The sequence below is a fragment of the Kitasatospora terrestris genome, from assembly GCF_039542905.1.
GTDB lineage: Bacteria > Actinomycetota > Actinomycetes > Streptomycetales > Streptomycetaceae > Kitasatospora > Kitasatospora terrestris.
The window spans coordinates 3,645,034-3,664,978 of the sequence record NZ_BAABIS010000001.1 but is presented as its reverse complement, the minus strand read 5'-3'; the positions used below and the strand labels follow the sequence as shown (position 1 = coordinate 3,664,978).

General features: G+C 73.3%; 21 protein-coding genes. 16 read left to right on the top strand and 5 right to left on the bottom strand.

Annotation, left to right across the window (positions count from 1 at the left end; all coding sequences use genetic code 11):
- Position 1: 1 nt before the first annotated feature.
- The gene (locus ABEB06_RS16760; RefSeq protein WP_345697661.1) at positions 2-496 is read left to right on the top strand and encodes a hypothetical protein; all 495 of its coding nucleotides are present in this window, start codon (positions 2-4) and stop codon (positions 494-496) included.
- A gap of 43 nt (positions 497-539) precedes the next feature.
- Positions 540-914 (top strand): VOC family protein, encoded by a 375-nt coding sequence (locus ABEB06_RS16755; RefSeq protein ID WP_345697660.1) that lies wholly within the window; start codon positions 540-542, stop codon positions 912-914.
- A 4-nt stretch (positions 915-918) separates the two neighbouring features.
- On the opposite strand, the gene ABEB06_RS16750 is transcribed toward ABEB06_RS16755, so the two are convergent.
- Both ABEB06_RS16750 and ABEB06_RS16745 read right to left on the bottom strand, forming a co-directional pair.
- On the bottom strand, positions 919-1,629 hold the full coding sequence (locus ABEB06_RS16750) for an MOSC domain-containing protein (RefSeq protein ID WP_345697659.1): 711 nt from the start codon (positions 1,627-1,629) through the stop codon (positions 919-921).
- Between the two features lie 45 nt (positions 1,630-1,674).
- Positions 1,675-2,442, bottom strand: coding sequence for a cyclase family protein (locus ABEB06_RS16745; RefSeq protein WP_345697658.1), 768 nt, complete (start codon positions 2,440-2,442; stop codon positions 1,675-1,677).
- A gap of 47 nt (positions 2,443-2,489) precedes the next feature.
- Between ABEB06_RS16745 and ABEB06_RS16740 the strand changes: the two genes are divergently transcribed.
- From ABEB06_RS16740 to ABEB06_RS16715, 6 genes are all read left to right on the top strand, one after another.
- On the top strand, positions 2,490-3,125 hold the full coding sequence (locus tag ABEB06_RS16740; protein WP_425559635.1) for a UbiX family flavin prenyltransferase: 636 nt from the start codon (positions 2,490-2,492) through the stop codon (positions 3,123-3,125).
- A 120-nt stretch (positions 3,126-3,245) separates the two neighbouring features.
- Positions 3,246-3,707 carry an Lrp/AsnC family transcriptional regulator gene (locus ABEB06_RS16735; RefSeq protein WP_345697656.1) on the top strand — a complete coding sequence of 154 codons (462 nt, stop codon included), beginning with the start codon at positions 3,246-3,248 and terminating at the stop codon, positions 3,705-3,707.
- An 8-nt stretch (positions 3,708-3,715) separates the two neighbouring features.
- On the top strand, positions 3,716-4,684 hold the full coding sequence (locus ABEB06_RS16730; protein ID WP_345697655.1) for a threonine ammonia-lyase: 969 nt from the start codon (positions 3,716-3,718) through the stop codon (positions 4,682-4,684).
- A gap of 46 nt (positions 4,685-4,730) precedes the next feature.
- On the top strand, positions 4,731-5,894 hold the full coding sequence (mqnE, locus tag ABEB06_RS16725) for an aminofutalosine synthase MqnE (protein ID WP_345697654.1): 1,164 nt from the start codon (positions 4,731-4,733) through the stop codon (positions 5,892-5,894).
- Positions 5,895-5,999: 105 nt separating this feature from the next.
- Complete coding sequence (locus ABEB06_RS16720) at positions 6,000-6,968, top strand: L,D-transpeptidase family protein (RefSeq protein WP_345697653.1); 969 nt, start codon at positions 6,000-6,002, stop codon at positions 6,966-6,968.
- An 86-nt stretch (positions 6,969-7,054) separates the two neighbouring features.
- Positions 7,055-7,999, top strand: coding sequence for a beta-ketoacyl-ACP synthase III (locus ABEB06_RS16715; RefSeq protein WP_345697652.1), 945 nt, complete (start codon positions 7,055-7,057; stop codon positions 7,997-7,999).
- A gap of 181 nt (positions 8,000-8,180) precedes the next feature.
- Here the strand turns inward: ABEB06_RS16715 and ABEB06_RS16710 are convergent, their stop codons facing one another.
- On the bottom strand, positions 8,181-8,822 hold the full coding sequence (locus ABEB06_RS16710; RefSeq protein ID WP_345697651.1) for a TetR family transcriptional regulator: 642 nt from the start codon (positions 8,820-8,822) through the stop codon (positions 8,181-8,183).
- 359 nt (positions 8,823-9,181) lie between these two features.
- Here ABEB06_RS16710 and ABEB06_RS16705 point away from each other — a divergent pair, with 359 nt between their 5' ends.
- A complete protein-coding gene (locus ABEB06_RS16705; protein ID WP_345697650.1) occupies positions 9,182-11,536 on the top strand; it encodes a serine/threonine-protein kinase in 2,355 nt (784 codons plus the stop codon).
- 97 nt (positions 11,537-11,633) lie between these two features.
- Here the strand turns inward: ABEB06_RS16705 and galE are convergent, their stop codons facing one another.
- Complete coding sequence (gene galE, locus ABEB06_RS16700; protein ID WP_345697649.1) at positions 11,634-12,623, bottom strand: UDP-glucose 4-epimerase GalE; 990 nt, start codon at positions 12,621-12,623, stop codon at positions 11,634-11,636.
- Between the two features lie 107 nt (positions 12,624-12,730).
- Here galE and ABEB06_RS16695 point away from each other — a divergent pair, with 107 nt between their 5' ends.
- On the top strand, positions 12,731-13,885 hold the full coding sequence (locus ABEB06_RS16695) for a S1C family serine protease (RefSeq protein WP_345697648.1): 1,155 nt from the start codon (positions 12,731-12,733) through the stop codon (positions 13,883-13,885).
- A 143-nt stretch (positions 13,886-14,028) separates the two neighbouring features.
- Here ABEB06_RS16695 and ABEB06_RS16690 read toward each other — a convergent pair whose 3' ends face one another.
- Positions 14,029-15,201, bottom strand: coding sequence for a sensor histidine kinase (locus ABEB06_RS16690; protein ID WP_345697647.1), 1,173 nt, complete (start codon positions 15,199-15,201; stop codon positions 14,029-14,031).
- Between the two features lie 241 nt (positions 15,202-15,442).
- Here ABEB06_RS16690 and ABEB06_RS16685 point away from each other — a divergent pair, with 241 nt between their 5' ends.
- The 6 genes from ABEB06_RS16685 to ABEB06_RS16660 are packed head-to-tail and all read left to right on the top strand — an operon-like array spanning position 15,443 to position 19,943.
- Positions 15,443-15,850 carry an NADH-quinone oxidoreductase subunit A gene (locus ABEB06_RS16685; protein ID WP_345697646.1) on the top strand — a complete coding sequence of 136 codons (408 nt, stop codon included), beginning with the start codon at positions 15,443-15,445 and terminating at the stop codon, positions 15,848-15,850.
- On the top strand, positions 15,841-16,473 hold the full coding sequence (locus ABEB06_RS16680) for an NADH-quinone oxidoreductase subunit B (RefSeq protein ID WP_393070311.1): 633 nt from the start codon (positions 15,841-15,843) through the stop codon (positions 16,471-16,473). The genes ABEB06_RS16685 and ABEB06_RS16680 overlap by 10 nt, the downstream gene beginning before the upstream one ends.
- Positions 16,470-17,798: an NADH-quinone oxidoreductase subunit C gene (locus ABEB06_RS16675; protein WP_425559634.1), complete on the top strand. Its 1,329-nt coding sequence runs from the start codon at positions 16,470-16,472 to the stop codon at positions 17,796-17,798. The genes ABEB06_RS16680 and ABEB06_RS16675 overlap by 4 nt, the downstream gene beginning before the upstream one ends.
- A complete protein-coding gene (gene nuoH, locus ABEB06_RS16670) occupies positions 17,795-18,754 on the top strand; it encodes an NADH-quinone oxidoreductase subunit NuoH (RefSeq protein WP_345697645.1) in 960 nt (319 codons plus the stop codon). The genes ABEB06_RS16675 and nuoH overlap by 4 nt, the downstream gene beginning before the upstream one ends.
- Positions 18,754-19,308, top strand: a complete 555-nt coding sequence (locus ABEB06_RS16665; protein WP_345697644.1) for a NuoI/complex I 23 kDa subunit family protein — start codon at positions 18,754-18,756, stop codon at positions 19,306-19,308. The genes nuoH and ABEB06_RS16665 overlap by 1 nt, the downstream gene beginning before the upstream one ends.
- On the top strand, positions 19,305-19,943 hold the full coding sequence (locus ABEB06_RS16660) for an NADH-quinone oxidoreductase subunit J family protein (protein WP_345697643.1): 639 nt from the start codon (positions 19,305-19,307) through the stop codon (positions 19,941-19,943). The genes ABEB06_RS16665 and ABEB06_RS16660 overlap by 4 nt, the downstream gene beginning before the upstream one ends.
- Positions 19,944-19,945: the final 2 nt, after the last annotated feature.

The window sequence follows — 19,945 nt, the reverse complement described above, 5'->3', positions numbered from 1 at the left end:
CGTGGCCGAGTACCGCCGTTTCGACCTCAACCTCTGGGCCGAGGCCCCGCCCGAACGGGCCGGGGTGCTCGCGGCCGAGCTGACCGCCGCCTTCACGCCGTACGGCACCGTGCGGGTCGAGGCGCGCGGACCGTACGGGAAGATCCCCGAACTGCTGGAGTTCGAGGTGGTCCTCACTCCGGACGCCGCCCTCGCCGACTGTGCGGCGGCCATCGGGATCGTCGTCGAGGGGGAGCAGGCCCTGTGGTCGCGCCAGTGGGGCGGCCGCCTCCTGCTTCCGAGCGTGCACACCGTCACCGGCTCCGCCGTCGAGTCCGCCCGGCCGCCGCGCTTCACCGAGGGCCAGGCGGTCCGCGGCCCCGACGGGCCGGCGGTGGTGGGCAGCGCGCACACCGACGGCGAGTCCTGGACGTACTGGGTCGAGCTGCCGGACGGCAGCCTCCGGTACCACCCGGAGGCGGACCTCGCGTCGGCGGGGACGCGGGCGCCGGCCTGAGGGATGCTGGGGGCGTGCTGTCGTTCCCGAGGAGTGGTGACCGATGATCGGCAAGCTGCAGTGCGTGGTGCTGGACTGCCACTACCCGAGGGGGTTGGCGCACTTCTACGCCGCGCTGCTCGGCGGCGAGGTCGACCGCCCGGACCCGCGCTGGTCGCTGGACGACGAGTGGTCGACCGTCCACGTCCCCGGCGGCATGGTGCTGGCCTTCCAGCGGGTCGAGGACTACCGCCCCCCGATGTGGCCCGACCCGGCGCACCCGCAGCAGTTCCACCTCGACATCGACGTCGAGGACCTCGACGCGGCCGAGGCCCGGGTGCTGGCCCTCGGCGCCGAGCTCAAGGACACCGAGACCGGCTGGCGGGTCTTCCTGGACCCGGCCGGCCACCCCTTCTGCCTGGTCGCGGCCACCGGCTGAGCGGTCAGCCGAGGGTCAGGGCGTCGCCCAGGCGCAGCCGGCCGGGGCGGGCGACGGTGGCGAGGGCGTCGAGGCGCGTGCCGTGGGCCCGGGTGATCGCCCTGAGGATCTCCGGCGCGTGGGGGAGTCCGGGCTGGGCGGTGCCGCTCATGGCGCAGCGCTCGCTGGCGCGGACGAAGGCGAGCCGGACGCCGCCGCCCAGCGTGCCCTCGCGGCCGAACCAGGCGTCCTCGGCGAACGGCGGGGTGCCGGGCGGGGTGCGCAGCAGGACGTTGGGCCGGAAGCGCCGTTCGTCGACGACGGCGGTGGGGACGGCCGCGCGCACCCAGTCGAGGGTGGCGGTGGTGAGCACGCTGACCGGCAGCTGGTCGAAGTGCGGGACGGCGTCCTCGCGGGCGAGTTCGACGTCGTCCTGTTCGAGGTAGGCGCGCAGGAAGGCGGTGGGGTCGGCGACGGGGGTGCCGAGCGGGTCGATCAGCTCGGGGGCGTCGATCCGGGCGCCGAGCCGGGAGCCGAGACGGAGCAGGCCGTCCATCCGGCGGAAGCGGCGGGTGTTCTTGCCGGAGCCGAGCTTCCCGGAGCCGTCCCGGACGGCGTACAGCCGGTCGCCGGCGAGCCCGCGCCCGTCCACCTCGACGGTGTCGAGCAGCTCGCCACCGGTGGACTTCACCGGGTAGCGCCAGAGCCGTTCGACGACTCCGATGATCTCAGCCATGGCGGGAGCCTAGCGGCGCCCCCGACCCTTGGTCTAGACCTATGGTTACCCTCCGGTCCGGTCGGCGTCCGGCCGGTCGATCCGGGCCACCGCCCGCACGGGGGCGCCGTCCGCCGCCGTCAGCCGCACCGGGAACAGCGAGACCTGCACCGGCAGTCCGGCCGCCTGGGCCTCGATCAGCGGGGTCAGGTCGGTGAGGTTCTCGGCGATCACCCCGCCGCCCTCGCGGCCGAGCAGGATCCGGTGCGCGGCCAGGCTCGGCGGCTCCGGCTCCGGGTCGTGTTCGTCCGTCAGTTCCGCGAGCAGCGCGGCGACCTCCGGATCGGCCGGGCCCGGGTCGGCGGTCGGGTCGACCGAGAGGGCGTCCACGGCGACCGTCCGCACGCCGGCCGCGACGATCGCCTCGGCCGCGGCCGGGGTCAGCCAGGGGTGCGCCAGGTAGTGCTCGGTGCCCCAGTGCCGGGGCCAGCCGGTGGCCAGCAGCAGGACCGTCCCGGCGCGGCAGGCTGCGAGCGCGGGGGCGAGCCGCTCGGCGGTGATCCCGCTGCGCGGGGCGAGCCCGCGCAGGTCGGCGACGACGGCCGGGCCGGTGAACAGCTCCAGCGGCAGGCCGTCCAGCGTGGGCCAGGTGACGTCCAGGTGGTACGGGGCGTCGACGTGCGTGCCGGACTGCGAACCCAGGTGCACGTCCAGCACGTTCACCCCGTCGGCCGCCACCGTGAGCGCGGGCCGCAGCACCACCTCCGGGTCCCCGGGGTACACCGGCATCCCGGAGGTCACCGGGTGCGTGAGGTCGATCAGCGAGGCAGCCATGGGGCGATTTTCGCGCAACCGGCCGGGCCCCTGGTTGCATGTCCCCTATGAGTGAATTGCGCGAGCCGTGGGTGGTCGGGGTCTCCGGTGCGTCGGGGACGCCGTACGCGGCGTCGGTGATCCGGGCGCTGCTGGCGGCGGGCGAGGCGGTCGACCTGGTGGTCAGCCGGGCGGCGCGGCTCACCATCCTGGACGAGACCGGCATCTCCTTCCGCGACGCGCACTGGCGCGAGGACCTGGCCGGCTGGATCGGCACCGACGACCTGGACGACGTCCGGTACTGGCCGGCCGGCGACTTCGCGGCCGGCCCGTCCTCCGGCTCGTACCCGGCGAAGGGCATGCTGGTCGTCCCGGCGACCACCGGCGCCGTCGCCGGCATCGCGCTGGGCCTCTCCAAGGACCTGCTGCAGCGGGTGGCGTCGGTGACCCTGAAGGAGCGCCGCCCGCTCGTGGTCTGCGTCCGCGAGACCCCGCTGAACGGCGTCACACTCCAGCACCTGGTGACCCTGGACGCGCAGGGCGCCGTGGTCCTGCCGGCCTCGCCGGGCTTCTACGCGGGCGGCTCGACCGTCCGCGAACTGGTGGATTTCGTGGCCGGGCGGGTACTGGACGCGGTGGGGGTCCGGCACGAGCTGTACCGCCGCTGGGACGGAGAACTCGGCGGTGCCGCCCGGGGCGCGTGAGAGCGCTCCGGCCGGGAGAGTATGTTCTCTGTGATATCCGGGTCGATCCGCGCACAGCGCCTTGGATTCCGGATAATGATCAGTGGGTCTGGAGAGTTTCGGAAGGACGCGGGCAGGCACATGGACTCTGTGGACAGACAGCTCATCCAGGCGCTCCGGGAGAACGGCCGCGCCTCGTACGCGGAGCTGGGCCGGTTGGTCGGCCTCTCCGGTCCGAGCGTCACCGACCGGATCAACCGGTTGGAGCAGGCGGGCGTGATCACCGGCTACCGGGCGACCGTCAACCCGGCGTCGCTCGGCTACGGCGTGACCGCGCTGATCGGTCTTCAGCTGACCGACGCCGCCGACCACGACGACGTCTCGCACCGGCTCAAGGACCTCCCCGAGGTGGAGGACTGCTGGTTCATCGCGGGTGACGACTCGTACATGCTGAAGGTCCGGGTGCCCGACGTGGAGGGCCTGGAGTCGGTCGTGAAGCGGCTCTCCGGCACCAAGGGTGTCGCGCGTACCCGTACCACCGTCGTACTCTCCACCAAGTGGGAGAACCGGGTGAGCGAACTGCCGTTGAACACGGGGGAGTGACGGGTCGGATGACGCTGGTCGGAGTGGAGGAGCTGCGCGCCGCGCAGCAGCGGATCGCGGGCGTCGCGGTCCGGACGCCCCTGCTGCCCTGCCCCTGGGCGGCGGACGGCACCCGCCGGCTGTACCTGAAGCCGGAGAGCCTCCAACCGACCGGGGCGTTCAAGATCCGCGGCGCCCACAACCGCCTCGCCGCGCTCACCGAGGAGGAGCGGGCCCGCGGGGTGGTCGCCCAGTCCAGCGGCAACCACGCGCAGGCGGTCGCCTACGCGGCCCGGGAGCTGGGCATCAAGGCCGTCATCGTGATGCCCGACACCTCACCCGCCGTCAAGGTGGAGAACACCCGCTCCTTCGGCGCCGAGGTGATCCTGGTGCCCCCGGGCGAGCGGGACACCCTCCCGGCCGAGCTGGCCGAGCGCCACGGGTACGTCTGGGTGCCGCCCTACGACGACCCGTACATCATCGCCGGCCAGGGCACGGTCGGCCTGGAGCTCGCCGAGGACGCCCCGGACGAGCTGGACACCGTGCTGGTGCCGGTCTCCGGCGGCGGGCTGATCTCCGGGACGGCGGCCGCGCTCAAGCTGACCTGCCCGGGCGTCCGGGTGGTCGGCGTCGAGCCCGAGCTGGCCGCTGACGCCCAGGCCAGCCTGCGCACCGGCGTGCACACCGCCTGGCCGGTCGCCGACACCTACCGCACCGTCGCGGACGGCCTGCGCACCCCGTCCGTCGGCACCCTGCCGTTCGCCCACCTGCAGGCGTACGTGGACGACATCGTGACGGTCAGCGAGGCGGAGATCCGCGCCACCGTGGCGCTGCTCGCCCGCCGCGGACGGCTGGTCGCCGAGCCGTCCGGCGCGGTCGCACCGGCCGCGTACTTCCACCGCGCCGAGGAGATCGGCGGCCGGGTGGTCGCGGCGGTGGTGAGCGGCGGCAACATCGAGCCGACCCTCCTCGCGGAACTGCTGGGTACCGAGGCGTAGGCTCGTTCCGGCAACGAATCGAAGTCGGATGGAGGCGGAGCGCCGCATGGACGCAGGGCTCAAGCGCGAGCTGGAGGCGAAGGTCTACGCCGGTGAGCGGCTGACCCGCGAGGACGGCATCGCGCTCTACGAGAGCGACGACCTGGCCTGGCTGGGCGGCCTGGCGCACCACGTGCGCACGCGGAAGAACGGCGACGTCGTCCACTTCAACGTCAACCGCCACCTCAACATGACCAACGTGTGCAGCGCCTCCTGCGCGTACTGCTCGTTCCAGCGCAAGCCGGGCGAGAAGGACGCGTACACGATGCGCATCGAGGAGGCCGTCCGGCTCGCCAAGGCGATGGAGTCGGAGTCCCTCACCGAGCTGCACATCGTCAACGGCCTGCACCCGACCCTGCCGTGGCGCTACTACCCGCGCTCGCTGCGGGAGCTGAAGGCCGCGCTGCCGAACGTCTCGCTGAAGGCCTTCACCGCCACCGAGATCCACTGGTTCGAGCGGATCAGCGGCCTGACCGCCTCGGAGATCCTGGACGAGCTGATCGACGCCGGCCTGGAGTCGCTGACCGGCGGCGGCGCGGAGATCTTCGACTGGGAGGTCCGCCAGCACATCGTCGACCACGAGACCCACTGGGAGGACTGGTCGCGGATCCACCGTCTGGCGCACGAGAAGGGTCTGAAGACCCCGTGCACCATGCTCTACGGCCACATCGAGGAGCCCCGGCACCGGGTCGACCACGTGCTGCGGCTGCGCGAACTGCAGGACGAGACCGGCGGCTTCCAGGTCTTCATCCCGCTGCGCTACCAGCACGACTTCCACGACTCCAAGGACGGCGTGGTCCGCAACCGCCTGATGGAGCGGACCGAGATGGCCACCGGTGCCGAGGCGCTGAAGACCTTCGCGGTCTCCCGGCTGCTCTTCGACAACGTGCCGCACGTCAAGGTCTTCTGGGTGATGCACGGCGTCACCACCGCCCAGCTGGCGCTCAGCCACGGCGCGGACGACATGGACGGCTCGGTGGTCGAGTACAAGATCACCCACGACGCGGACAACTTCGGCACGCCGAACAAGCTCGGCCGCGACGACCTGCTCGACCTGATCCGCGACGCCGGCTTCCGCCCGGTGGAGCGCAACACCCGGTACGAGGTCATCCGCGAGTACGACGGCCCGGACCTGCAGCGCCGCGAGACCCCGCAGGCCATGCGCCTCTGACCGCGCACCCGTGTGCGTCCGGTGGGCCTGGGGGCGCGTATGCTCACAGGCCCATCACACATCTCGGGTTCCGTTTCCGGACGGCGCTCTGGGAGGATCGTCCGCATGTCCGGTTCCCACCGCGCCGCCTCGCACCGCCGCTCGCGCTCCGCGCCGAGCCCGCGCACCGAGGGCCGCGGCGCCGGACGCGCGGCCGACCGGGCCGCCGCCGGGGCGTCCGCCCCCCGGGTCGCGGCCGAGGAGCCGGCCGTCGGCCGCGGGCGCCGGCGCAGGCCCAAGCCGCGCCGGGTGCGCAAGCTGACGGTCTCCACCGCGACACTGCTGGCGCTGGCCGCCGGCTGGTTCACCGTCGGGCCGGGCCGCACCTTCCCGCAGACCACGGCCGCCGCCCCGGACCGCAATCCGGACGACCAGGTGGTGCCGATGCGCGCCGCCGAGATACACACCGAGGCCCCGGCCGCCGACCGCTCCGACCGGACGAAGCTGACCTCGATACCCGGCCTCGGCCCGTCCTGGACGGCGAAGATCCCCGCCGAGACCCGCCAACTGCTGGTCGCCAGCGGCAAGGGCAAGGACTCCTCCGACACCACCGTCACGCTCTGGACCCGCGGCGCCGACGGCGTCTGGCAGGCCGGCCAGGCGTGGCCCGCGCACAACGCGTACAAGGGCTGGACCGCCGAGCACCGCTCCGGCGACCTGCGCAGCCCGATCGGCCTGTTCGCCCTCACCGACGCCGGCGGCCGCAAGGCGAACCCGGGCACCAAGCTCCCGTACGACCAGGACGCCGACTTCGTGATGGGCGGGCGGGGCTTCAACAACGAGCCGCTGGCCGGTTCCTTCGACTACGTGGTCGCGATCAACTACAACCGGGTGGCCGGCAGCTCGCCGCTGGACACCCGGACCCCCGAGGGCGCTGCCAAGGGCGGCGGCATCTGGCTGCACCTGGACCACGGCGGCCCGACCCACGGCTGCGTCTCGCTGACCGAGGACCACATGGTCGAACTGGTCCGCGCCCTCGACCCGGCCCTGCACCCGATGATCGCGATGGGCGACGCACAGTCCCTTTCCGGATGAGTTGTCCGTCCCCTACAGCAACCGGCGCCGGATCCTGTACCAGGGCGTCACCGGGTGACTCACCGGTAACGGGGTTGAGTGGCGGTATGACCGCCTCCCGTATCGTGGCGCTCGGCCACTACCAGCCGCCCAAGGTCCTCAGCAACGACGACCTGGAGAAGCTGGTCGACACCGACGACGAGTGGATCCGCTCCCGGGTCGGAATCCGCACCCGGCACATCGCGGAGGACGAGACCCTGGTCGACCTGGCCGCCGAGGCGGCCCAGAAGGCCCTGGCCCACGCCGGCCGCACCGCCGACCAGGTCGACCTGGTCGTGGTCGCCACCTGCACCGCCACCGAGCGCAGCCCCTACACCGCCGCCGCCGTCGCCGCCCGGCTCGGCATCCCCACGCCCGCCGCGTACGACGTGAACACGGTCTGCTCCGGCTTCTCGTACGCCCTCGCCACCGCCGACCACGCCATCCGGGCCGGCGCGGCCACCCGGGCGCTGGTGATCGGCGCCGAGCGGATGTCCGACACCCTCGACTGGACCGACCGCACCACCTGCGTGATCTTCGGCGACGGGGCGGGCGCCGCGCTGGTCGAGGCCGTCCCGGACGAGCAGGCCGGCATCGGCCCGGTGGTCTGGGGCACCGAGCCCGAGAAGGGCGACGCGGTCACCATCTCCGGCTGGGACCCGACCATCAGCCAGCAGGGCCAGACGGTCTTCCGCTGGGCCACCACCAAGATCGCCCCGCTGGCCCGGCAGGCCGCCCTGAAGGCCGGCCACGACCCGTCCGAGCTGCGCGGCTTCGTCGCCCACCAGGCCAACCTGCGGATCATCGACGCCATCGCCGGCAAGCTCGGCCTGGCCGAGGACGCGGTGGTCGCCCGCGACGTGGTCGACTCCGGCAACACCTCCGCCGCCTCCATCCCGCTGGCCCTCAGCAAGCTGGTCGAGCGCGGCGAGCTGAACAGCGGCGACCCGGTGCTGCTCTTCGGCTTCGGCGGCGGGCTGGCGTACGCCGGCCAGGTCGTGCGCTGCCCCTGACCCGCGGGCACCTTCGAGGACGACGCCGACGGGGCGGCAACCGGACAGGTCCGGTTGCCGCCCCACTGTCGTGTTCGGGCACGTCACGGTACGTCGGCGAACCTCCCCCGAGGACACGGCCGCCGTCCGACACACCCCGGAACAGGAGACCGGGGCCACGCGCCAATCGGCTGGGGAACGGTTACTTCGGCGGCTTCTTCCCGGTGACACCGAGGTACACCTGGAGGGCCAGATTGGGCTTGAGGTCCTTCACCTTGACGCCCCAGGAGGTGAAGGCCTTCTGGTGTTCGGCGGCGGAGGCCAGCAGCGAGACCAGCGCGCCGGCGATCGCCGCCGGATCCACGGTCTTGTCGGTCTTGCCCTGGTTGTTCCGAACCGCTTCGGTCAGCGGGGCGACGACCGAGTTGAGGACCTTCATGCGGATCTTGAAGAACCGCTTGTCCCCTTCGGCGGCACCGAGCGTGACGACTCGGAGAATGGCGTCATTCTTGCGCCAGAAGGCGAGGAATCCGTCCACCACTTCTTCGGAAGTGGTGAAGCCGGTCTTTCCCGCCCAGGACTTTCCATCGACGAGCTCTTTGAGCCCGACGCTGTCCTCGGCCATTTCCTCGGCGATCTCAAGGACGGCGCCCTCGACATCCGGGAAGTACTGGTAGAAGGTCGCGGGGGAGGTACCCGCCATACGGGCGACGTCGATGACCTTGACGTCCCGGTAAGGCGACGTGCTGAGCATCTCGCGGAGGCAGTCGAGCAGCTTCTGCCGCGTCTCCTGTCCGCGTCGCCCGGCGACGCGACCGTCGACGGTGCGAACTTGTCCTGTCATGCCGTCAGCTTACCGTGGCAAGATCTTGGCGCGATTCGGTGATGCGACTATTAGTCCGCATGGGGGTCGGCAATTCCAGGGCATCAGATCACGTTGTAGCCCCCCCGTGTACTGATGACCCCACAGCGTGACGACAAGTCGGCTGATTCGTGATCACTTCGATGCTTCCGGTCGCCGTCGGAGCCCCCGCCGTGACCCTCCGGAGCCCCGGAGGCCCTCCCGCGGGTGCCCCGAGTGGCCGGGAAGGGGCGGGTGTCCCGCGTGTTGGTGGCGGGGGAGATTGGATCCCGGGCGGTGCGCATTGGAGAATCGGTGCGGCGGCCCGACGGGTGGCGGCCCGACGGGGAGGTGGCTGCGGAGTGGACCAGCTGACGGCGCACGATCCGAGGCGGATCGGGCCCTTCGAGGTGCTCGGCCGGCTCGGAGCGGGCGGGATGGGCCTGGTCTACCTGGCGCGGTCCGCCTCCGGCCGCCGGGTCGCGATCAAGACCGTGCGCGCCGAGCTCGCCGAGGACGACCTGTTCCGGGTCCGCTTCGCCCGCGAGATCGAGGCCGCGAAGACGGTCGGCGGCTTCTACACCGCCGCCGTGGTGGACGCCGACGCCGACGCGGCGGTGCCCTGGCTGGCCACCGCGTACGTCCCGGCACCCTCGCTGGAGGACCTGGTCAACCAGTGCGGGCCGCTGCCGGTGGACGCGGTGCGCTGGCTGACCGCCGGCATCGCCGAGGCGCTGCAGTCCATCCACGCGGCCAACCTGGTGCACCGCGACCTCAAGCCGTCCAACGTGCTGGTGGTCGAGGACGGCCCCCGGGTGATCGACTTCGGCATCGCCGCCGGGGTCTCCAACACCCGGCTGACCATGACCAACGTGGCGGTCGGCACCCCCGCCTACATGTCGCCCGAGCAGGCCCGGGACAGCCGCAGCGTCACCGGCGCCAGCGACATCTTCTCGCTGGGCTCGCTGATCGTCTTCTGTGCCACCGGGCACGCCCCCTACCGGGGCGCCAACCCGGTGGAGACGGTGTTCCAGCTGCTGCGCGAGCAGCCCGACCTGTCCGGGCTCCCGGTGGACCTGGTGGACCTGGTGCGGGCCTGCATGAGACCGGCCCCCGAGCACCGCCCGACGCCCGCTCAGATCCAGGCCGAGCTGGCCCCCCACCTGTTCTCCAACGACGCCGCCGGGGAGGCGGGGGATTGGCTGCCGCCCGCCGCCCTCGACCTGATCGAGCGCAAGCGCGGCCGTCGGCCCGTACCGCCGCAGCCGCACCCCCAGCCGCACCCGCACCCGCTGCCGCTCCCTCAGCCCGGGCCGGTCCAGGGCGGTCCGGTGCGGCCCGGCCTCGTCCACGGCGGCCCCGCGCACGGCGGTCCCCACGGCGGCGCCCCCGGCTCCGACCACGTGGCCACCGAGCGGATGGGCGGGCGGCAGGTCCTGGGCCCGTCCGGGGCGGAGGTCCGGCTGCCCGGCGCCAGTGTGGCGATAGGGCCCGGTCCCCGGGCGGAGACCAGCGCGCACGTCGCGCCGTCCCCCGGTACCGACTGGGTGCGACGGACCGGCGCGCCCGGCACCACCGACCCCTCCGGGCGGCCCGGGACGGCCCCGGTGCCGCCGCAGCCCGCCCCGGCGCCGCGCTGGCGGCCCTGGCGGTTCCGGATGTCCAACGACGTCTGGGGCACCCCGGTGGTCGCCGACGGCACCCTGTTCGTCTCCAGCTTCGAGGTGCACGCCCTCGACATCGCCTCCGGACAGCGCCGCTACAAGACCCACGACGTGGCCTGGGCGCTCGCCGTGGACTCCGGCCGGGTGCACGCCGCCGACGGGCCGCACCTGTACACCGTGGACGCCGCCGACGGCACCTCCCGCTGGCGCAACTCGCTGGACGGCTGGATCTACTCGCTGGACGCCGCCGACGGCGTCCTGTGCTGCGGCATCCGGGGCGGCGGCGTGCAGCTGCGCTCCGCCGCCAACGGCGCCGAGCTGTGGCGGGCCGACGACGCCCAGCAGGAGTACGAGAACCCGCAGTCCGGACCGGCCCTGGTGGCCGGCGCGGTCTACTACCAGGGCGGCGGCCGGCTGCGCTGCGTCGACCCGCGCGGCGCCGGGCTGCGCTGGTCGGTGGCGATCGGCGGCGACGTCCCCTCCCGCCCGGTCGAGCGCGGCGGCGTGCTGTACCTGACCTCCGGTTCGCACGTGTACGCGCTGGACGCCGCCACCGGCGCCGAGCGCTGGCGCTTCGACGCGCCCGTGGTGCTGTTCACCCCGCCCGCGGTGGCGGACGGCGCGGTGTACGTCGCGGACTACCTCGGCACCCTGTACGCGCTGGACGCCGCCACCGGACGCGACCGCTGGCGCGGCTCCACCGCCGCCCGGCAGGGCGCCGAACCGGTGGTGCTGGCCGAGTCCACCGCGCTGCTCGGCTCCGGGGACACCCTGTTCGCCTTCGACACCGCCACCGGGCGGGAGCGCTGGCGGTACCAGGCGCGCGGCGAGATCGTCGGCTCCCCGGCGGTCGCCGACGGGCTGGTGCACCTCGGCAGCCGTGACCACTCGCTGCACACCGTGGAGCTCGGCACCGGCCGACTGCGCTGGGAGCTCGGCACCAAGGGCGAGCTCACCGGGTCCCCGGTGGCGGTCGGCGGCCGGGTGTTCGTCGGCTCCAAGGACCGCTGCGTCTACGCCCTGGACTCGTTCTACGGCACCGCGGTGCCGTAGCGGCCGGCGCGGTGCCCGGGCCCCGGCGGGCCCGGGTGCTGGTCCGGGCACTGGTCCGGACGCCGGCCCGGGTACTGGCCGGGGTTCCGGCCCGGGCTCAGTGGCCGGTCCGGGCCCGCGGGTTGTGGTGCAGCCAGGCCTGCCAGGCCGAGGCGACCATCGACTCCACGTCGTGCTCGGCGCTCCAGCCGAACTCCGCGCGGATCCGGTCGGCCGAGGCCACCACCTTGGCCGGGTCCCCGGGGCGGCGCGGGGCGGTCTCCGGGGTGAACCGGCGCCCCGTCACCCGGGCGATCACGTCCAGCATCTCCAGGACCGACACCCCCTCGCCGCGTCCGACGTTCAGGGTCAGCGCGCCGGGCTCCGGATCGGCGTCCAGGTGCCGGACGGCCGCCAGGTGGGCCGAGGCCACGTCCGCGACGTGGATGTAGTCCCGGACGCAGCTGCCGTCCGGGGTCGGGTAGTCGGTGCCGAACACCAGCGGCGCCCGCCCCTCGGTCAGCCGCTGGAAGACCATCGGGACCAGGTTGGCCGCGCCGCGGTCGGCCAGCCCGGCCGTCGCCGTCCCGGCCACGTTGAAGTACCGCAGCGAGACCCCGGAGATCCCGTACGCCCGCGCGCAGGCGGCCAGCAGCCACTCGCCGGCCAGCTTGGTCTCGCCGTACGGATTGAGCGGCGCGCACGGGGTGGACTCGGTGACCAGCTCGACGTCGTGGGGCATGCCGTAGACGGCGGCGGAGGAGGAGAACAGCACCCGCCGCACGCCGGCCGCCACGGCCGCGGACAGGACGGTCCGCATGCCCTCGACGTTCTCGCGGTAGTAGCGCAGCGGCTCGGCCACCGACTCGGCGGGCTGCTTCTTGGCGGCGATGTGCAGCACGCCGCGGACCGGATACCGGCTCAGCACCCGCTCGACGGCCGCCGGGTCGAGGGTGGAGCCGACCTCGAGCGGCACGCCGGCGGGCAGACGGTCCCGCCCGCCGCTGCTCAGGTCGTCCAGGACCACCACCGGCACACCCGCTCCGGTCAGCGAACGCACCACGTGGCCGCCGATGTAGCCCGCTCCTCCGGTGATCAGCCAGGTCATGCCGGGATCCTATGCCCGTCGGCGCAATGCCGGGCGCGCCTGCCGATTGATTCGGACATAAAGGTGAAATGCTGACAAAGTCATTTGAGATCCCGGAGGTTGTCCAGGTGCGCCCGAAGAAGGAACCGACCCGTCCGCTCCCGGCGGGCCCACGCCCCACCGGGCCCAAGCTGTGGCCGGCCCCGGTCGCCGCGCTGGCGCTGGCGCTGGTCGGACTGCTGGTCACCGGCTGCAGCAGTTCGACGTCCTCGTCCTCCTCGTCGCCCTCCGCCACCACGGCCTCGGCCACCACGGCCTCGGCCGGCGCGAGCGGCGCCCCCTCCGCCGCGTCGTCCGGCAGCAACCAGCTGCAGGACGACTACCAGCGGGTGATCGCCAACGTGCTGCCCTCGGTGGTGCAGATCACCGCCGGCGACAGCCTCGGCTCAGGGATCGTCTTCGACGACAAGGGCGACATCGTCACCAACGCCCACGTCGTCGGCACGGCGCAGAAGTTCACCGTGACCCTGGCCAACTCCACCACCGAGCTGGAGGCCACGCTGGTCGGCAGCTACCCGGAGTCCGACCTCGCGGTGATCAAGCTCAGCAGCCCGCCGAGCGGCCTCAGGCCGGCGGTCTTCGGCGACAGCAGCAAGGTCGAGGTCGGCCAGATCACCCTGGCGATGGGCAGCCCGCTGGGCCTGTCCAGCAGCGTGACCCAGGGCATCGTCTCGGCCACCGGACGCACCGTCAGCGAGCCCCAGACCGCGGGCTCGCCCGGCGCCACCATCGGCAACATGGTGCAGACCTCGGCCGCGATCAACCCCGGCAACTCCGGGGGCGCCCTCGCGAACCTCGCCAGCCAGGTGATCGGCATCAACACCCTGGCCGCCGTCGACCAGGAGCTCAACGGCAGTGCCGCCCCCGGCATCGGCTTCGCCATCCCGGCGGCCACCGTGACCAACATCGCCAACCAGCTGATCAAGGACGGCAAGGTCACCAACTCCGGCCGGGCCGCCCTCGGGGTCACCGCCCGGACCTACTTCAACGCCGAGTACCAGCCGGCCGGCGCCGTGCTCGTCTCGGTCACCGCGGGCGGCCCGGCCGCCTCGGCCGGCCTGCAGCCCGGCGACGTGATCACCAAGCTGGGCGACACCCAGATCACCACGCTCGCCTCGCTGACCACCGCCCTGGCCTCCCTGACACCCGGCGACAAGGTCACCGTCACCTACCAGCGCAGCGGCGCGACCAAGACCGCCGACATCACGCTCGGCTCGCTGTAGCCGCAACCGGCTCCACCGGCCCCGGGCCCGGAGCGCCGCCACCGCGCAAGGGCCGGCGGCACTCCGGGCCCGGTCACGTCGGGGCCCGGCTCGCTGCGGCCGGGGCCTGAGCCGGTCGGCAGGGGTCGGTCAGCCAGGATCGGTCAGGCGCGGGTGGCCCGGGTGCGCCAGGGGAGCTCCACGGTCACCGAGGTCGGGCCGCCGGCCGGGCTCTCCACCAGGAAGACACCGTCCACCGCGCCGACCCGCTCGGCCAGCCCGGCCAGGCCGCCGCCCGGCCGGGTGGTCGCCCCGCCGGCGCCGTCGTCCTGCACCAGCAGCATCAGCCGGTCGTCGTGGCGCCAGACGTCCACCGTCGCCGAGCGGGCACCGGAGTGCTTGGAGACATTGGTGAGCAGCTCGCTGACCGTGAAGTAGGCGATGCCCTCGACCGCGGAATCCGGCCGGGCGCCGTCCGGACCGAGCTCGACGTGGACCTTCACCCCGCCCGGGACGGTGCAGCGGGCCGCCACCGCGGAGAGCGCAGCGTCCAGCCCCCGGTCGGTGAGCACCGCGGGGTGGATGCCCCGGGCCAGATCCCGCAGCTCCTGCAGGGCCAGCTTCACCTCGCCGTGCGCCGCGTCGACCATCTTCGCGGCGGACGCCATGCTCTCGGGTGTCACCTCCTCGGTCAGCCGCTCCTTGGCCAGGCCGAGGTCCATCGCCAGCGCGACCAGCCGGGCCTGGGCGCCGTCGTGCAGGTCGCGCTCGATCCGGCGCAGGTCGGCGGCGGCGGTGTCGACCACCGCACCCCGGTCGTCCTCCAGCTCGCGGACCCGCTCGGCCAGCGCGTTCGGACTGACCAGGCTCTCCACCAGCACCCGGTCGACCAGAGCCAGCGCCCGCATCGCCCAGGGCAGCAGCGGCCATCCCACCACCAGCAGCACCAGCGTCAGCGCGAAGCCGAGCACCCCCCACGGCAGCAGCAGCACGCAGTAGATCACCGAGCGCCAGTTCAGCGAATCCGTCAGCGCCGCGATCACCCAGCCCGCCACCCCGGAGCGGGGCACCACCATCGGCCCCGGCTCGGGTATCCCGCTGCCCAGGTCCGCCCGGGCCCGGCCGCGCGCCAGGCGCCCGAACCAGCGGCAGCCCACCAGCCCGGCCGCCAGCAGCGGCAGACCCACCACCGTCACCGCCAGGCCCACACCCACCGAGAGCAGCACGACGGCGAAGACGAACCCGGCGATGCCGACCGGCAGATTCAGCAACTGGTGCCGCACCCGCCGCCACATCGGCGCCCCGTACGGCGACGGGGACTTCGCTTCTTCCGTCATGGCCTGCCTGCACCCACTTCCGGGCTCGATCCGTTCTTCCGTGATCAGCATCCCGGTTGCCGGTACCGCGCCGCCATGGTGCTGAGCTCCGTCTTGACCCTGGTGCTAGCCCCACCCCTCAACCTGGTGCGGTGTCCACCGACCGTCTTGCACAGCGGGCAGGTGGAGGAGTAGACGGACGGTGCACTTAGACTCACGCCCTAGCGATGGTTATGGGTGTGCAAAGAAGAGAGGCGAGCGCATGAAGTGGCAGCCGGTCGCTGCCGACCCTGCCGCGGGCAGTGGCTACTTCGACGCGTACGCGGCGGTGGGCCTGCTCGCCGTCGTCGGCGTGCTCTTCGTGGCCTTGGCGTTCACCGCCAACCGCCTGCTGCGCCCGGTCGTCCACTCGCCGGAGAAGCTGCTGGCGTACGAATGCGGCGTCGACCCGGTCGGCGAGGGCTGGGCGCACACCCAGGTCCGCTACTACGTCTATGCCTTCCTCTACGTGATCTTCGCGGTCGACGCGATCTACCTCTTCCCCTGGGCGACGGTCTTCGCCGCCGCGGGGTACGGGGCGACGACGCTGGTGGAGATGTTCGTCTTCATCGGCTTCCTCGCGGTCGGGCTGCTCTACGCCTGGAAGAAGGGCGTTCTGGAATGGACGTGACCCACAGCCACGCGCACGGCGACCAGGGCGGGCCGATCCCGCTCGGCATGCCGGACCCCGCGCACCCCGGCGCCGCCGTCGAGCAGCGCCGCCTCGGCCCGCTCGCCCGGCTCGCCCCGGACCCGGTCAAGGTCGTCCTCAACTGGGGGCGCCGCTACAGCCTCTGGTGCTTCAACTTCGGCCTCGCCTGCTGCGCGATCGAGTTCATCGCCGCGTCGATGGCCAAGCACGACTTCATCCGGATGGGTGTCATCCCGTTCGCGCCCGGCCCCCGCCAGGCCGACCTGATGATCGTCTCGGGCACCGTCACCGACAAGATGGCGCCCGCCGTCAAGCGCCTCTACGAGCAGATGCCCGAGCCCAAGTACGTCATCTCCTTCGGCGCCTGCTCCAACTCCGGCGGCCCCTACTGGGACTCCTACTCCGTCACCAAGGGCGTCGACCAGATCATCCCGGTCGACGTCTACGTGCCCGGCTGCCCGCCCCGGCCCGAGGCCCTGCTCCAGGGCATCCTCAAGCTCCAGGAGAAGATCGCCGCCGAGCAGCTGCCCGAGCGCTACGCCGCACCCGCGTCCGCGCTGCGCCGCCCGCTCGTCACCGGCCCCGGGGAGGCGGCCCAGTGACCACCCCCGAGCCGACCCCCGCCGAGCCGACCCCCGCGGAGCCGACCGCCGCCGAGCGGACCGCCGCCGCGATCGGCGCGTGGGCGACCGCCGCCGAGGCGTACGACCTGCTGACCGTCGACGTCCCCGCCGAGCACTGGATCGAGGCGCTGACCGCCGCCCGGGACGGGCTGGGACTCACCTACTTCGACTGGCTGAGCGCCGTCGACGAGCTGGCGGAAGGGTTCTCCGTCTCGGCGCACCTGGCGTCCGTCGGCGTCCCCGGCACCGTCCGCCACCTGCTGGTCCGCACCCGCGTGCCGCGCGACAAGGCCGTGCTGCCCACCGCGACCGGCGTGTACGCGGGGGCCGCGTGGCACGAGCGCGAGACCAACGAGATGTTCGGCATCGACTTCGCCGGACACCCGCACCTGATCACCCTGCTGCTGCCGGACGGCTTCGAGGGCCACCCGCTGCGCAAGGACTTCGTCCTCGCCGCACGCGTCGCCAAGGCCTGGCCCGGAGCGAAGGAACCCGGCGAGTCCGACCACGGCGACGGGCCCGCCCGCCGCAAGATGCAGCCCGCCGGAGTCCCCGACCCCAACGAGTGGGGGCCGCTCAAGGGCACCCTGCCGCCGATCGCGGAGCGGCCCGCGCGGGCCGCCCGGACGCCGCGAGCGGCTGCCGCCGGCGCCGCCGCGGGTGAAGGCGCGGCGGCGGTGCGGGCCGACCGTCCGCGACGCACCCGTTCCATCAGCGACGGCTCCGTCAGCCAGACCGAGGAGACCCCGGCCACGGGCGACGCCCCCGCGGTACGGGCCGACCGGCCCCGCCGCACCCGCAGCGTCGACGCCGGCTCCGTCAGCCAGACCCCCGCCGGCACCGAGCGCCCCGCGACCCCGCGCACCCGCTCCACCGACGCCCCCTGGCACACCCCGGTCCCCGCCCACGAACCTCCGGCTGCGAGCCCGGCTGCGCCGAGCGCGAAGCCGGAGGTTGCTGAGCCCGCTGTGCCGCAGGCCCCCGCCAGCGAGGAGTCGGCGAGGCCGGAGACTGCTGAACCCGCTGCGCCGGAGGCGGCCGAGCCGCAGGCCCCCGCTGGCGCGGGGACGTCTGCGCCTGCTTCCTCGGCTGCGCCGCAGGCCCCCGCTGACGCGGGGACGGCGAAGCCGGAGGCCGCTGCGTCCGAGGCTGCCGAGCCGCAGGCTCCCGCTGGCGCGGGGACGTCTGCGCCGGAAGCCCCCGCCGACGGGGAGCGGGAGGGCGCCGAGCCGCAGGCTCCCGCCGACGCGGAGCCGGGTGCGGATGTGGACGACGACGGTGCGCGGAACGGAGACGGCGCGTGAATCTTCTCGACACGCTGCTGCGCTGCGTCGCGACGCTGGTCGCGTTCCTGGTGCTGCCGCTGGTGGTCGGTCAGACCGAGCACAAGGTGATGGCGCACATGCAGGGCCGTCTCGGCCCGATGTACGCGGGTGGTTTCCACGGCTGGGCGCAGCTGGTCGCCGACGGCGTGAAGTTCGCGCAGAAGGAGGACATCGTCCCCTCCGGCGCGGACCGCCGGATCTTCCGGTACGCCCCGGCCGTCGCGCTGCTCCCGTACCTCCTGGTCCTGCTGGCGATCCCGGTCGGTCCGGGCGGGTTCGTCGGTCAGGCGATCGACGCGGGCATCTTCTTCGTCCTGGCCGTGATGGGCATCGGCGTGCTGGGCTCGCTGATGGCGGGCTGGGCGTCGGCGAACAAGTTCTCCCTCCTGGGCGGCCTGCGCACGGCCGCGCAGCTGATGTCGTACGAGCTGCCGATGCTGCTGGCCGCGGCGTCGGTGGCGATGGCGGCGGGGACGGTGTCGCTGCCGGGCATCGTGGACGCGTTCCACTGGTGGTGGCTGCCGTGGCAGGCGATCGGCGCGTTCGTGTTCTTCACGGCGGGCCTCGCCGAGCTGCAGCGCCCGCCGTTCGACATGCCGGTCGCCGACTCGGAGATCATCTTCGGCGCGTACACCGAGTACACCGGTCTGCGCTTCGCGCTGTTCCTGCTGTCGGAGTACGCGGGCATCGTGGTGGTCTCGGGCCTGACCACGGTGTTGTTCCTCGGCGGCTGGCACGGCCCGTTCCCGGACAGCCTCGGCTGGCTGTGGACCCTGCTCAAGACGTTCGCGCTGGCGTTCGTGGTGATCTGGCTGCGGGTCACCTATCCCCGGCTGCGCGAGGACCAGCTGATGCGCTTCGCGTGGACGGTGCTGATCCCGCTCGCGCTGGTCCAGCTGGCCCTGACCGGCATCATCAAGGTGGCGATCTCCTAATGCCCATTCCCGGTTCCGGTCTGGCCAAGGGCCTGGCCGTCACGCTGCGCACGATGACGCGCAGGAGCGTCACCGCGCAGTACCCGGACGTGCAGCCGGTGCTGCCGCCGCGCAGCCGCGGGGTGATCGCGCTGCTGGAGGAGAACTGCACGGTCTGCATGCTGTGCGCCCGCGAGTGCCCGGACTGGTGCATCTACATCGACTCCCACAAGGAGACGCTGCCCGCCGCCGATCCGAACGCCCGCGCCCGCACCCGCAACGTGCTGGACCGGTTCGCGATCGACTTCTCGCTCTGCATGTACTGCGGCATCTGCATCGAGGTGTGCCCGTTCGACGCGCTGTTCTGGTCGCCGGAGTTCGAGTACGCGGAGACCGACATCCTCGACCTCACCCACGAGCGGGAGCGGCTGCGCGAGTGGATGTGGACGGTGCCCGCGCCGCCCGCGCACGACCCGGGGGCCGAGGAGCCCAAGGAGATCGCCATGGCCCGCAAGGCGGCCGAGAAGCTGGCGGCGGCCGCCGAGGCCGCGGCCGCGGGAGGTGAGCAGGAGTGAGCGCGCTGCTGGCCGCCGCCGGTTCGCTGGAGCCGGCCGCCCGGTCCTTCCTGTCGCCGACCGGGCAGGAGGTCGTCTTCCTGCTGGTCGGTGTCGCGGTGCTCGGCGCCGCTGTCGTCTCGGTGACCACCAAGCAGCTGGTGCACGCCGCGCTGTGGCTGGTGGTGGCGCTGGGCGGCCTGGCCGTCGAGTTCCTGCTGCTGACGGCGGAGTTCATCGCCTGGGTGCAGGTGCTGATCTACCTCGGTTCGGTGGTCGTCCTCGTCCTGTTCGGCCTGATGCTGACCAGGGCGCCGATCGGACGTTCCCCGGACGCCGACTCGGGCAACCGGTGGGCCGCGCTGGCGGTCGGCCTGGCCTCGGCCGCGACCCTGGTCACCCTGGTCGTGGACGCGTTCCGCAGCTCGTGGATCGACCTGTCGGCCGGTGCCGGCTCGACCAGGGCCACCGGCGAGTACCTGTTCCGGTACTGGGTGCTGCCGTTCGAGGCGCTGTCCGTCCTGCTGCTGGCCGCGCTGGTCGGCGCGATCGTGCTCTCCCGGAACGGGAAGGGCCGGCTGCCGCGCCCCCGCGCCGGGCAGCTGCGCGCCGCCGTCCGCTCCGCCAAGGCTCCCGCCGCGTCGAAGGGGCGCTGACC